The sequence below is a fragment of the Pseudomonas sp. NDM genome, assembly GCF_003105095.1.
GTDB lineage: Bacteria > Pseudomonadota > Gammaproteobacteria > Pseudomonadales > Pseudomonadaceae > Aquipseudomonas > Aquipseudomonas moraviensis_A.
Window position 1 is genome coordinate 1 of record NZ_QETJ01000142.1, and the last position, 12805, is coordinate 12805.

Consider the following 12805-nt stretch of genomic DNA (forward strand, 5'->3'; position numbering starts at 1 on the left):
ATCATCGTCAACTGATACACCGCTATCGCGAGCAGGCTCACTCCTACAGGGGATTATCGTCGGCTCAGGCAGCGCGTTCATCGCCCGGGCTACGTTCGAAGTAGCGCTTGTACTCGCGACTGAACTGCGACGTGCTCTGATACCCCACCCGATGCGCCACCTGTGCCACCCCCAGCCCTTCCGCCACCAGCAGCGTCTGCGCCTTCAACAAGCGCAAGCGCTTGAGATACTGCACCGGCGACAATAACGTGCTGCGTTTGAAATGCTCGTGGAAGGTCGACACGCTCATGTTCGCGCAACCGGCGAGGGTCTCGACATTCAGCGGCTCGGTGTAGTGCGCATGCAGATGGCTGATCGACGCCGCCACCCGGGCGAATTGCCCTTGTTGCTCGACCAGCGCGCGCAACACATCCGCTTGCGGCCCGCGCAGCGCGACGAACAATAATTCGCGGACCCGCGCCGGGCCGAGAATCTGGCATTCCAGCGGATCGTGCAGACAACTGAGCAGGCGTTCGACGCAACCGCGCATGCCGTCATCGAGCACCACCGAGGTCATCGACTCCGGTGTCTGCGCCGGAATATGCCGCCCCGGCGCCAGCCCCATGGCCAGTACCAGTTCGCCGAGCAGTACGCGATCGATCGCCACCGAGATCCCAAGCAACGGCGCATCGGGCAAGGCAAAGGTTTCGCATTCGAACGGCACCGGCAGCGCCTGGATCAGGTAATGCCCGGCGCCATATTCCATGGTGCGTGGGCCGAGAAACGCCAGTTTGCTGCCCTGGGCGATGATCATCAGGCTCGGCTCGTAAATGTGCGGGCCGCGGGCGACGTCGCAGCTGGCGCGCAGGATCTGCACACCGGCCAGGCCGGTCTGGCTGTAGCCATCGCGCAGCGCCAGCGGTTCGATCAGCGAAACCAGGCGGGCATTGGCATCAAGATGACGGGTCAACTGCATCGAATAGGTCTTCGTAAAAAAATCAGGAAAAGGGGATGGAAACATGATCGCAGATCTGCTGGCCAATACGACTGCCGCAACCCGCATCCCGGAGGATTAGGCATGAGACCCGGAGAAATCGTCATGGCCGCACCCGCGCCCGGCGCCCAGAATTCACCGCCTCACTTGTCACTGTTTTTGCGAGGTCACTCATGTACACCGCCATCGGCTATGCCGCCCAATCGGCCACCACTCCCCTCGCCCCGATGAAATTCGAACGCCGCAGCCCGCGCGCGGACGACGTGGCGATCGAAATTCTCTACTGCGGCGTCTGCCATTCCGACATCCATCAGGCGCGCAACGAATGGGGCATCGCCGTTTATCCGCTGATGCCCGGCCACGAGATCGTCGGAAAAGTCACCGCTGTCGGTGCGAATGTCACCCGTCACAAGGTAGGCGATCTGGTTGGCGTCGGCTGCATGGTCGATTCCTGCCGCAGTTGCGAAGCGTGCCAGGCGAACCTCGAGCAATATTGCCTCGAAGGCCCGACCATGACTTACGCCACCCCGGACCGGGTCGATGGCAGCAACACCATGGGCGGTTATTCGGACAGCATCGTGGTCAGCGAACACTTTGTCGTGCGCATCCCGGAACGCCTGGCGCTGGCCAGCGCCGCACCGATTCTCTGCGCCGGCATCACCACCTACTCGCCGCTCAAGCACTACGGCGTGAAGGCCGGTGACAAGGTCGGGATTCTCGGCATGGGTGGCCTCGGTCACATGGGCATCAAGTTCGCGAAGGCCATGGGCGCGGAAGTCACGCTGTTTACCCGCTCGGCAAGCAAGGCTGAAGAAGGTCGCCGTCAGGGTGCCGATCACGTCATTGTCTCCACCGACGCCGAACAGATGAAGGCCGCGGCCGGTTATTTCGACTTTCTGCTCGACACCATTCCGGTACAGCACGACCTCAACCCGTACCTCGACACCTTGCGCTTCGATGGCGTGCACATTCTGGTCGGTCTGATCGAGCCGGTGAACCCGCCGGTCCACGCCGGCAAACTGGTGATGAGCCGTCGCGTACTGGCCGGCTCGCTGATCGGCGGTATCGCCGAAACCCAGGAGGTGCTGGATTTCTGCGCCGAGCACAACATCACCTGCGACATCGAAATGCTCGACATCCGCAATATCAACGAAGCCTACGCGCGGATGATTGCCGGTGACGTGAAGTACCGTTTCGTCATCGACATGGCGACGCTGAAGGCTTAAACCTTCACGGCTTACACCTTCAAGCCAAGCTCCGCCGACAGCCGGGTTGTGACCCCTTTGAGCAGGGGGATCAACTCGGCCATTTTTTCCAGCGGCATGTACGGCACGGTGCTGGCGATGCTGATCGCGGCAACAATGCCCTTGCTCGCATCGCGAATCGGCGCCGCCACACAGCGGATCGACGGTTCGTTGTCTTCCAGATCGAAGGCGTAGCCACCGGTGACGTACTCGCCCATGCGCTGCTCGAGCTGTTCCCACGACTGCTGGGGATGCTGCGGCCAGAACTGACTTTTGCCACCCGCCGGAAGGCTGATGTCATACAGCCGCCGCCAGTCCTGCGGCGAGTCATCGAGCATCAATGCCTTGCCGATCCCGGTGCGCACCAGCGGCATGCGATGGCCGACCCGCGAGCGCATTTCCGGGCCGTTGCGCCCTGGATTCTTCAGCAGATACAACACCTCGTCGCCTTCGCGAATGCCCAGATGCACGGTATCGCCGGTCAGCGCCGACAACTCGTCCAGATACGGCCCGGCCAGGGTCACCAGCGGCAACTCTTCGCGGGCCTGAAAGCCCAGTTCGATCAGCTTCGGCCCAAGCAGATAACCGATTTGCGGCACCACGCGCAGGTAACGCTCGTCGACCAGGCAACTGGCCAGCCGATGGGTGGTGCTGCGCGTGGTGCCGATCAGCCGGGCGATCTCCTTGAGATCACGTGCGCCGCTGGCCACCGCTTGGACTACACCGAGGCCGCGCAGCAGCGTCTGGGTGCCGGTGGGCGCGGCGTCCTTGGTTTTTTCCGGGGCGTCTTCCTGCATATCCAGCCTTTTACCGTTGAGCGAAGGAACGGGCGGCATTATGGTCGCCCGACGCAGAGCACTACAACTCGATACGCTCGACCTTGCCCACCAGCAGCACGTAGGACAGGGCACCGACCAGTGCGAGCACGGCGATGTAGGTAATCGCCGGCGCGAACGAATCGCCGCTGGCGAGGAAGCCGATCACGATTGGCGTCGCGATCGCCGAGAGGTTGCCGATGAAGTTGAACACGCCGCCGGTCAAGCCGAGCAAACGCGCCGGCGCCAGCGTCGACACCAGCGACCAGGTGATCGACGCCAGACCGTTGCCGAAAAAGGCCAGGGCCAGGAAGGCGATCACCAGCGGCGTCGACTCGACGAAGTTGGCGCCGATGATCGAGGTCGAAATCAGCAGCCCGCCAATGATCGGCAACTTGCGCGCGAAGCCCACGGTGTAGCCACGGCGAATGAGGAAGTCGGAAAAGAATCCCGAACACAACACCCCCACGAACGCGGCGAGAAACGGCAGCGACGCGAGCAGGCCGGACTTGATGAAGTCCATGCCGCGATATTTCACCAGGTAGGTCGGGAACCAGGTGAGGAAGAACCACAGGGTCGAGTTCAGGCAGAACTGGCCGAGGTAGATGCCCCACAACTTGCGTTTGCTGAGGACGATGCCCAGATCGGTCCAGCTGAATCTGGCTTTGACCTTGGCCGCGTCAGCCTGGATATCGACCAGCCCGCCACCCTCGCGGATCAGATCGATTTCCGCCTCGTTGGCGCCTTTGAAATCGCGCGGCTCGCGATACACCGCGTACCAGATCAGCGCCCACAGAATACCCACGGCGCCGGTGGCGACGAACACCATGTGCCAGCCGAATTCATGTTGCAGCCACGCCAGCACTGGCGTCAGGAAGGCCAGACCGACGAACTGCCCGGAGGTGTAGAAACCGATCGCCGTGGCGCGTTCGCGCTCGGGAAACCAGGTGGTGACCACGCGGCTGTTGATCGGATAGGCCGGCGCTTCCAGTGCACCGACGGCCATGCGCAGCACGAACAGTGCGATGAAGCTGCTGACGAAACCGAGCATCACCGTGGCCACCGACCACAGCAGCAGCGCGACGCTATAAAGGATCCGAGGCGGCACGCGATCGACCAGCCAGCCGCCGGGGATCTGCATCGCGGCATAAGTCCAGCCGAAAGCGGAGAAGATCAGCCCGACGTGTACCGGATCGATGCCCAGCTCACTGGTCAGCGCCGGTGCGGCAATCGACAGGTTGCTGCGGTCGAGGTAGTTGATGACCACGGTGATGAACAGCAGCACCATGATGAAAAACCGCTTGCGGCTGGGCGTGACTAAAGACGCCTGCCCGGAGAGGGTGTGCGTTTGCATGAGGAGAGCCTCTTTTTATGTTTATTGAGGTCGGCCTGAGGCCTTGCACAAATCCCTGTAGGAGTGAGCCTGCTCGCGATAGCGTTCTGTCAGTCACAAACATTCCGGATGTAAAACCGAATCGCGAGCAGGCTCACTCCTACATTGGGATTGTGGTGTTTCGCAGACGACTTACCACTCGGCAAAGCTGCCATCGGCATGGCGCCAGATCGGGTTGCGCCAGCGGTGGCCGACGGCGGCGCGTTCGATCACGTATTCCTCGTTGATCTCGATGCCCAGCCCCGGGCCGTTCGGAATTTTCACGAAGCCCTGATCGTAGTCGAACACCCGCGGATCCTTCACATAGTCGAGCAAATCGTTGCTCTCGTTGTAATGGATGCCCAGGCTCTGCTCCTGGATAAACGCGTTGTAACAAGCCGCGTCGAGTTGCAAACACGCCGCCAGCGCAATCGGCCCCAACGGGCAATGCAGCGCCAGCGCGACGTCGTAGGCTTCGGCCATGTTGGCGATCTTGCGGGTTTCGGTGATGCCGCCGGCGTGGGACGCGTCCGGCTGGATGATGTCGACGTAGCCTTCGCTCAACACCCGTTTGAAATCCCAGCGCGAGAACAGCCGCTCGCCGAGGGCAATCGGTGTGCTGGTCAGCGGCGCCAGTTCTTTCAGCGCTTCGTAGTTTTCGCTGAGTACCGGCTCTTCGATGAACATCAGTTTGTACGGGTCGAGTTCCTTCATCAGCACCTTGGCCATCGGCTTGTGCACGCGGCCATGGAAGTCGACGCCGATGCCGACGTTCGGCCCGACCGCGTCACGCACGGCGGCAACGTTGGCCAAGGCGAGATCGACTTTTTCGAACGTGTCGAGGAACTGCAGCTCTTCGGTGCCGTTCATTTTCACCGCAGTGAAACCACGGCTCACCGCCTCTTTCGCCGCACGCGCGGTGTCAGCCGGGCGGTCGCCGCCGATCCACGAGTAGACACGGATCTTGTCGCGCACCTGGCCACCGAGCAGGTCGCTGACCGAGACGCCGAGGGCCTTGCCCTTGATGTCCCACAGGGCCTGGTCGATACCGGCCAGCGCACTCATATGGATCGCGCCGCCGCGGTAGAAGCCGCCGCGATAGAGCACGGTCCAGATGTCTTCGATGTTGCGTGGGTCTTTACCGATCAGGTAGTCGGACAATTCTTCCACCGCAGCGGCGACCGTGTGCGCGCGCCCTTCGACCACAGGCTCGCCCCAACCGGTCACGCCCTCGTCGGTTTCGACCTTGAGGAAGCACCAGCGCGGCGGAACGATGAAGGTCGTGAGTTTGGTGATTTTCATCTCTGCTCTCTTTTGTAAATGCAGCTTTTATTAGATGCAGCGCACACAGCGCCAAAATTCTTAACGCAGGGCTTTCCAGGCAGCCACGTAGGCCTTGGCATTGACCGCCACCTGCTCGGGCGTCATGCCCGGTTTGAACAGGCCGGAACCGAGGCCGAAACCTTTCACGCCAGCGTCGATAAAGGCCTGCATGTTGTCCGGGGTAATGCCGCCGACCGGCGCCAGCACCGTGCCGGCCGGCAACACCGCGAGCCAGGCTTTGACGACTGCCGGCCCCATCTGCTCGGCCGGGAACAGCTTGAGAATGTCCGCACCCTCGGCCAGCGCGGCGAAGGCTTCGGTCGGCGTCGCCACGCCCGGCGACAGGTACAGCCCCGCCGCTTTCGCCGCGCGCAACACCTTGGCATCGCTGTGGGGCATAACGATCACTTGTCCGCCAGCAGCTTTGACCTGCTCGACCTGCTCGGGGGTGAGCACCGTGCCGGCACCGATCAGGCAATCGGCGGGCAGCGCATCACGCAGAATGCGGATACTGTCGTACGGCGATGGGGAATTGAGCGGTACTTCGATGACGCGAAATCCGGCGGAATAAAGGACTTCTCCGACAGCCGCCGCTTCCTGCGGTTGCAGGCCACGCAGAATCGCGATCAGACCGTTTTGTGCCAGTGCTTGCTTGAGCATGTCAGGCCTCCAGTCAGGGTTAACGGGATGAGGAATCGATCAGCCCGGCGGCACGCGCCAGTTGCCACAGGCCACGCTCGGTCGCCTGCTCGGCCAGCGTCACCCGAGCAAAGCCGCAGGCGTCGAGGGCACGGCGATAACGCGTGCACAGTTGCGCATTGCCGATGAGCACGATCGATGGAAGATTCGCTTGATTGCGCCGGCGCCGCTGCACATTGGCGAGCGCGGCCAACTCGTGGCCGATCATCAGACCGGACAGATAATCCGCTTGAGCGCTCGGGCTCAGTTCACCAGTGAGGCCGAGGGTACGGGCGCTGAACAGGGTCGAGAGCACACCGAGCTCGGCATCCGCCGACAGCGCGATTTGCACGCCACGGTCAAATGCCTGTGCGTCGAAAGTCAGGCTCGGCTGTTGGGTACGGCCAAGAATGCTGTGTTCGCTGAGTACGGCGAAGACTTCGCCAGTCATGAAGGTGTCGAAATGCGTGATGCGGCCATCGACCACTTCCACCCATTTCGAGTGGCTGCCGGGCAGGCCGATCAACAGATCGTTACCCGCCTCGGCCGGCAGACTTTGCAGCACGCCGAGGACTTGGGTTTCTTCGCCGCGCATCACATTCGGCAGCCGCGAACGCTGGATCACGCCCGGGACGATATGCACTGGCGTGCCGCGAAGACTGATAACGCTCTGTAGGGAATTTCCGAGATGGGCGACGTCGGCCGGCGTCTCGCAGTAAGCCGCTTCGCGCCAGCCCTGGGCACTGCCGACCATACCGCAAGCGATCACCGGCAGATCCGGCTGCGCGTCGAGCCAGTCACCGCAGGCTTCGTCGAAGGCCAGTTCAAAACCATCGGCGCATTCACGACCGTGGATGATTCGCGGAGTCTTGGGCAACTGCATGATCCCGGACGACAGCGCACGCTGCTCCAGCACCACACCGTCCGCCGCGAGTTTGTAAGCACGTAATGAGGTTGTCCCCCAATCGAGCGCGATCAATTGCGCCTGCATCGCTTCACCTGTTTTGTTTTTGGCAGTGAGTGCGACGGACTATAAACCTGGGCGGCTCAAAATCTCAATATATAAATATCAATCCCATATTTTGGGATGAGTAATCACCCTGCTTTGGACTTGATGGGGGGATGGCTCAGTTGCGTTAGCGCATCGGTCGATGACCTAGGGAACCGAAACTCTCAAGTAACTCATCGAGCGCCCCCGACTCAGTATTTATTGACTTCTCTCATGAGATCTTTGACTGGAATCTTCATGACCTCCGATAAATAGACCCTGTAGGAGTAAGAGTTGATTCTGACTTTACAAGCTATAGACTGTTGACGAGCCACCAAGGCTCTTAATTCATCGCTGCTCATTAGCGTATAACTTGTCGAATCCTTAACCTTGTAAAACATCAGATCCGCTCTGAAGACTAGTCCCTCCCCTGACTTCACCGGCTCAACCCAGCCCTCGCCATATTCCTTCAGATCTTGAGGCATTGCGAAATCTGTTTCTTCGTCGAAAGAACAGAGAAGAGATTGGCTTATTTTAGATTTGAACAATGGCTCCACGTCGACATCAGAAGAGAACGTGACTTGGTAAATATTTCGATTGAGATAACGCTCCGTATTCATGTATTCAATATGGGCAATCGGCCGCCCGTGACTGATAGCGCATGACGCACATACCAAAAACATTGAAATCAGTAAAGATTTACGCACATTTCCTCCCTTTGAAGTGCTGTATCACTGACTGCATAAGAATATCCCTCGCTGACACTCCGCTACCTAATACGGCAATGTAGATAGCCCAGGCATCGGCATGATTCACATCAACCCGGCCGTTCATGTTCGGGCCGCTTGTCATGTCCCACTGCTCTCCAAAATCCGCCACGAGATCAGAAAAATTCCAGTCTTTGGCATCCGCTCTTACATTCACCCAATATTCAGCCTTGGGAGTAGGCTCTCTTTGATAAATATTTGATATGCCCCATACGATCTGACCCTCTCCGACGGGGTCCAGCGTAACCAATACCGGGATCCGATAGCCTTTGTCTGCCAGCACTTTAGACAAGTGAGCTCCATTCCAGCCTCCCAGGCTATGCCCGATAATGTAGACCGGAATGGTCAGGTCGGGAATTTTCGCCAACACATTTGCATTAAGTCCCTCATCACTGGTGAAGGCGTTATAACCGATGTGGTGTGCGTCGTAGGTATCAGGGCAAAGACCTTCAGCGTCCATATTCTTGATGAATATTTTCAGAGCCTCCGCCACGTTATTGTTCGGGCCCGTTCCGTAATAACTTTCTTTATCTCCCGCTCCTCCAACGAAAAACAAAACAATTTTTTTCGGGCTAACGGTAGCCTGTTTTACGGTCCCGTCGGTTTTACAGGTTAATTCGTGTGTCACGACCAGTCTTTGACAGCCTTTCAATTCTGAATTTTCAGCGGCCATAGCTTCTTACTCTACGAACAATTTGATGGATTCAGGCAGGTGCGAGCTCACCGTGTGCGTGAAACCTGCTTCATCGGTAACGCCGTGTTCGACGCGCCCGTCACCCCGTTGAATCGCGTAGGGATGATTCGGCATGGGCTCTCCTGTGATCTCGTTGATCACTTGCATCCGATCGTTGAAATGCACCGGCATCGGCAGCAACCCGCTAAACGCGGCCCCTCCCCCGCTCTGGCCGATAATCACCGTGCCTGAGCCACCGATCACGACATTGCCATGCCCACCAGTGCTGTCGAGCATCGCGGCATTCAGGCCGTTAATGAAAACGGTGCCGGAGACCGCTCCGGTGATAGGGCTGCCACACGCTGATTTATCGGTCATGCGGGCAGCCGCGAGGCCATCGAAAAACACGTCCGGCGAGCCGGAGACTATCGGGTTGGTGCCGTGACCCGGCAGTGGGCAGGCGGTTGGGTCGGTGACGCGAGCTGCGGGTTTACCACTCAATTCAAAGCTCCTTGCTTAAGGGGTGCCGGGGATGGCTGATAGATATCGATGTCGGTCGCGGCAAAGCGCCAGCGATTGTCGACCGGGTCGAACAGAGCATGACAATGCTCACGGCTTTCAGACGATGTGGCGGTTTGTATGGCACGCCAGGCTTCGTCGGCTTGCCACCTCAACTCGGCAGGCGTTACATCATCAAGTTCGTTGAGCCAGGCGTTGTAGTTGCGCAGGTGATTGCGCTCGAAAGTCGATTGCAGCAAGTCGCCCATTTGCACGCCAAGGTCAAGATGATGCCCGGAGGTCCAGCGCCCCACTTCGGACTAGACGTGCCAGCCCATCGGTATCAACGCACCGTTCTTCAATAGAGAATGGCCAGCGAGAGCGACGAAGCCGCAACAGATGTGCAGCATCAGCCAGCCTTGATGAGCGTCGATAATCGCAGTTGGATCAAAGGTTCTCAGCGCTACCACGCGGTATTCGCCGAGGCCGGCGCTGCGCGACATCAACTCGGCGTCGAGCCGCGACACTAAAGCCCGAATAGCCAGGCCACCGGTGCGCTGGGCCATGCAGAGAATTTCGACAGCCTGTCGTTTCGGGTCGTCGGAAGAGCCGGTGGTTTTCACCAGGCCATACAGACGCATGGAAGCCTGCAGTCCGCTCATTGCTGGTCACTCATTGACACAGCGGGAGCTCCGCAGGCGCGGAGAAATGTTGCCAGAAGCATTGCAGGTGTCGTCCGTGAGCGCGCAAAAATGGCGCACAGAATGCCGGACTAGAACAATGCCTACAACCGAATCAGCATGAGATTGCTTTTATTCTGTTCACCCCTCGGCAAACTCCCTCAACACCTTGCCATCCATGCGATACCGCACCCACTCCTCCTGCGGTTGCGCGCCGAGGGATTTGTAGAATTCGATGGCCGGGGTGTTCCACTCCAGCACACTCCATTCGAAGCGGCCGCAGTCGTTGGCGCAGGCGATTTTCGCCAGGTGGCGCAGCAGGGTTTTACCGGCGCCGCCGCCGCGTTGTTCCGGGGTGATGTAGAGGTCTTCGAGGTACAGGCAGTTGCTGCCCAGCCAGGTCGAGTAACTGAAGAAGAACACCGCGAAACCGATCGGCAAGCCGTCGCGCAGGCAGATCAGGCCGTGGGCGGTGGCGCCGTCGCCGAACAGGCTGCGTTCGATGTCGGCGACGCTGGCGATGACTTCGTGACGGGCCTTCTCGAAATCTGCCAGTTCAGTGATGAAGGCGAGGATTTGCGGCGCATCGCTGGGGGTCGCCGGGCGGATTTCGATCGTCATGGACGGGCCTTGTGTGCAAATTAAAGCGCCATACTAAGGCGCGCAGCGGCGCTCGTCACATGGCAAAACATCCTGACCTGCCCAATTTGATGAACACTGCTGCCCCTGTGGGAGCGAGCCTGCTCGCGAAAACGTCCTTCCAGTCAGCCTCGAGTCAACTGACATAATGTCTTCGCGAGCAGGCTCGCTCCCACAGTTGATACCGCACATTCTGAAAGGATGCTTATGACCGTTAACTGTTTTGCGCCGATGGAAACACTGGCATCAGCGCTGATTCGGCACGCACTGGAACCCTCGGACGACGGCGCCCACGACCTCGCCCACCTGCAACGGGTCTGGCACAACGCACGCACCTTGCATGAAACCGAAGGCGGCGATCTCGAGGTGCTGCTTGCGGCTGTGCTGCTGCACGATTGCGTAGCGGTCGAGAAAAACTCAGCTCTGCGCTCGCAGGCTTCACGTCTTGCCGCGGACAAGGCTTCATCGGTGCTGCAGGAAAAAAACTGGCCCCGCGAGAAAATCAGCAACGTCGCCCACGCCATCGAAGCCCACAGTTTTTCCGCCAACATCACCCCACTGACACTCGAAGCGAAAATCGTCCAGGACGCCGATCGCCTCGACTCGCTGGGCATGCTCGGCGTTGCTCGAACCTTCTACGTGGCCGGGCGCATGGGCTCGGCACTCTACGATCCGCAAGATCCCGAAGCGCATGAACGCGAGTACGACGACAGACGTTTTTGCCTCGATCATTTCCAGACCAAACTGCTGCATCTGGCCGACGGCTTTCAGACCGCGACCGGCCAGCGTCTGGCACAGATTCGTCATCACCGTCTGAAGGATTTCATGGAGCAGTTCAAGGAAGAGATCGGCATCGCCTGAACAGCAAAGACGTACCTCGGTGAAGACCGTTCGTCGATCATCAGGCACCAATCCGACACCAGGGCTGACCAACCAAGTGTATGGATTCCAATCACTGGAGAAGCCCTATGATCTCGTCAAGGTTGACCGCTCTTGTCTTCAGCGCCCTGCTCTGCCCTGCGGTGTTCGCCGCCTCGTCCACGGCAGCAGGCACTGGCCCTACCGATCCGACCCCGCCACGTGCGCCCGCCATCAACAGTGCCCCCGGTGTGAACACCGATGGCTCCGGTGTGCCGCTGATCAACCAGCCACCAGCCACCGGTACCGACCCGCGCACTCAGGGCAGCGATCCTGGACGTCAGGGCGGCATGAACACGCCAGACTCCCCGGCCGCCACGCCTGACAATGCCGGTCCGGGTGTCGGCTCGAAAACCACCACCGGTGGCTCCGGTTCCGAAGGTGCCGGTCAGTAGTTCGCCGACGCGAGCGCCCTATTCACTCCCATGAAGAGGTAACCATGAACGTCGACAAAGACCTGGAAAAAGAAGTCCTCACCCGTCTGCTCCACGCGCATCCCAATGGTCTGGGCAAGGAGGTGCTGGACAATTACCGGGGCGAGAAAGTCGTGGCCAGCGCCCTCGCCGCCCTGCAGGATCGCGGGCTGATTCACCACGGTCATGTGACATGCAGTGAAGCGGGCGAACACTCGCTGAACCTGCCGATCAAGCTCAGTTCAGCCGGGGTTGAAGCGGCGAAGAAACTCGATAGCTGACGCTGGATGGGGCTGCGGACTTTCGACTTCGGACGTTTGATTCGTCTCGAGAGATTCGCAGCCCTCGGCGCAACGCACCACATCCTGACGCAAGGAGAAATCCCATGCCTCGTGGAAGCAAAGACAAATACACCACAGAACAGAAGCGCAAAGCCGAGCACATCGAAGACAGCTACGAGAAAAAGGGCGTGTCGAAAGATGAAGCCGAGGCGCGCGCTTGGGCGACGGTGAATAAACAATCCGGCGGCGGTGAAAAGTCCGGCGGCTCAGGGCGCAAAAAGCCTGCGAGCGCCAAGTCGCAAGAGCGCAAAGAGTCATCGCGCCGCGCGGTGGCCAGTCGCAAGGGGCATTCGCGTAACAGCGAAACTTCGAAGGACACCCAGACTGTCGACAGCCTGATGAAGGAAGCCCGGGCGAAGAATATTCCGGGGCGCTCGTCGATGCGCAAGCAGGAGTTGATCGAGGCGTTGCGCAAAGCGGGCTAGAACGACGCCCACTGTAGGAGCTGCCGAAGGCTGCGATCTTTTGCTTTTCAAGATCAAA

17 protein-coding genes are annotated in these 12805 nt (G+C 59.7%); 5 read left to right on the plus strand and 12 right to left on the minus strand.

The features are described 5' to 3' along the window. Positions 1–64 precede the first annotated feature (64 nt). Positions 65–955 carry an AraC family transcriptional regulator gene (locus DCO47_RS21445; protein ID WP_116658878.1) on the minus strand — a complete coding sequence of 297 codons (891 nt, stop codon included), beginning with the start codon at positions 953–955 and terminating at the stop codon, positions 65–67. Positions 956–1146: 191 nt separating this feature from the next. Here DCO47_RS21445 and DCO47_RS21450 point away from each other — a divergent pair, with 191 nt between their 5' ends. Further along, the gene (locus tag DCO47_RS21450) at positions 1147–2199 is read left to right on the plus strand and encodes an NAD(P)-dependent alcohol dehydrogenase (protein WP_039760107.1); all 1053 of its coding nucleotides are present in this window, start codon (positions 1147–1149) and stop codon (positions 2197–2199) included. A gap of 11 nt (positions 2200–2210) precedes the next feature. Here DCO47_RS21450 and DCO47_RS21455 read toward each other — a convergent pair whose 3' ends face one another. The 11 genes from DCO47_RS21455 to DCO47_RS21500 all read right to left on the minus strand — a co-directional run bounded on the left by DCO47_RS21455 (position 2211) and on the right by DCO47_RS21500 (position 10632). Then, a complete protein-coding gene (locus DCO47_RS21455) occupies positions 2211–3014 on the minus strand; it encodes an IclR family transcriptional regulator (protein WP_042610724.1) in 804 nt (267 codons plus the stop codon). Between the two features lie 61 nt (positions 3015–3075). Next, a complete protein-coding gene (locus tag DCO47_RS21460) occupies positions 3076–4386 on the minus strand; it encodes an MFS transporter (protein WP_064361478.1) in 1311 nt (436 codons plus the stop codon). A gap of 171 nt (positions 4387–4557) precedes the next feature. After that, complete coding sequence (gene dgoD, locus DCO47_RS21465; protein WP_016770960.1) at positions 4558–5706, minus strand: galactonate dehydratase; 1149 nt, start codon at positions 5704–5706, stop codon at positions 4558–4560. Positions 5707–5766: 60 nt separating this feature from the next. Further along, on the minus strand, positions 5767–6387 hold the full coding sequence (locus DCO47_RS21470; protein ID WP_065616840.1) for a 2-dehydro-3-deoxy-6-phosphogalactonate aldolase: 621 nt from the start codon (positions 6385–6387) through the stop codon (positions 5767–5769). 19 nt (positions 6388–6406) lie between these two features. Next, positions 6407–7396, minus strand: a complete 990-nt coding sequence (locus DCO47_RS21475) for a 2-dehydro-3-deoxygalactonokinase (protein WP_083352225.1) — start codon at positions 7394–7396, stop codon at positions 6407–6409. A gap of 209 nt (positions 7397–7605) precedes the next feature. Then, the gene (locus DCO47_RS21480) at positions 7606–8100 is read right to left on the minus strand and encodes a hypothetical protein (protein WP_133247420.1); all 495 of its coding nucleotides are present in this window, start codon (positions 8098–8100) and stop codon (positions 7606–7608) included. Next, positions 8093–8833, minus strand: coding sequence for an alpha/beta hydrolase (locus DCO47_RS21485; protein WP_116658879.1), 741 nt, complete (start codon positions 8831–8833; stop codon positions 8093–8095). Before DCO47_RS21485 ends, DCO47_RS21480 begins: the two co-directional genes overlap by 8 nt. A 6-nt stretch (positions 8834–8839) precedes the next feature. Next, on the minus strand, positions 8840–9334 hold the full coding sequence (locus DCO47_RS21490) for a PAAR domain-containing protein (protein WP_064361474.1): 495 nt from the start codon (positions 9332–9334) through the stop codon (positions 8840–8842). Beyond that, entirely contained in the window at positions 9331–9600 is a 270-nt protein-coding gene (locus DCO47_RS27380; protein ID WP_231982459.1) for a hypothetical protein, read from the minus strand. The genes DCO47_RS21490 and DCO47_RS27380 overlap by 4 nt, the downstream gene beginning before the upstream one ends. A 51-nt stretch (positions 9601–9651) precedes the next feature. Continuing rightward, positions 9652–9993, minus strand: coding sequence for a hypothetical protein (locus tag DCO47_RS27385; protein WP_256590225.1), 342 nt, complete (start codon positions 9991–9993; stop codon positions 9652–9654). Positions 9994–10152: 159 nt separating this feature from the next. After that, positions 10153–10632, minus strand: a complete 480-nt coding sequence (locus tag DCO47_RS21500) for a GNAT family N-acetyltransferase (RefSeq protein ID WP_064361472.1) — start codon at positions 10630–10632, stop codon at positions 10153–10155. A 225-nt stretch (positions 10633–10857) separates the two neighbouring features. Between DCO47_RS21500 and DCO47_RS21505 the strand changes: the two genes are divergently transcribed. From DCO47_RS21505 to DCO47_RS21520, 4 genes are all read left to right on the plus strand, one after another. Next, a complete protein-coding gene (locus DCO47_RS21505; protein WP_116658880.1) occupies positions 10858–11511 on the plus strand; it encodes an HD domain-containing protein in 654 nt (217 codons plus the stop codon). A 107-nt stretch (positions 11512–11618) separates the two neighbouring features. Continuing rightward, positions 11619–11963: a hypothetical protein gene (locus DCO47_RS21510; protein ID WP_042610718.1), complete on the plus strand. Its 345-nt coding sequence runs from the start codon at positions 11619–11621 to the stop codon at positions 11961–11963. Between the two features lie 44 nt (positions 11964–12007). Then, complete coding sequence (locus tag DCO47_RS21515) at positions 12008–12262, plus strand: hypothetical protein (RefSeq protein ID WP_041479421.1); 255 nt, start codon at positions 12008–12010, stop codon at positions 12260–12262. Between the two features lie 104 nt (positions 12263–12366). Then, positions 12367–12747: a Rho termination factor N-terminal domain-containing protein gene (locus DCO47_RS21520; protein ID WP_064361470.1), complete on the plus strand. Its 381-nt coding sequence runs from the start codon at positions 12367–12369 to the stop codon at positions 12745–12747. Positions 12748–12805 lie beyond the last annotated feature (58 nt).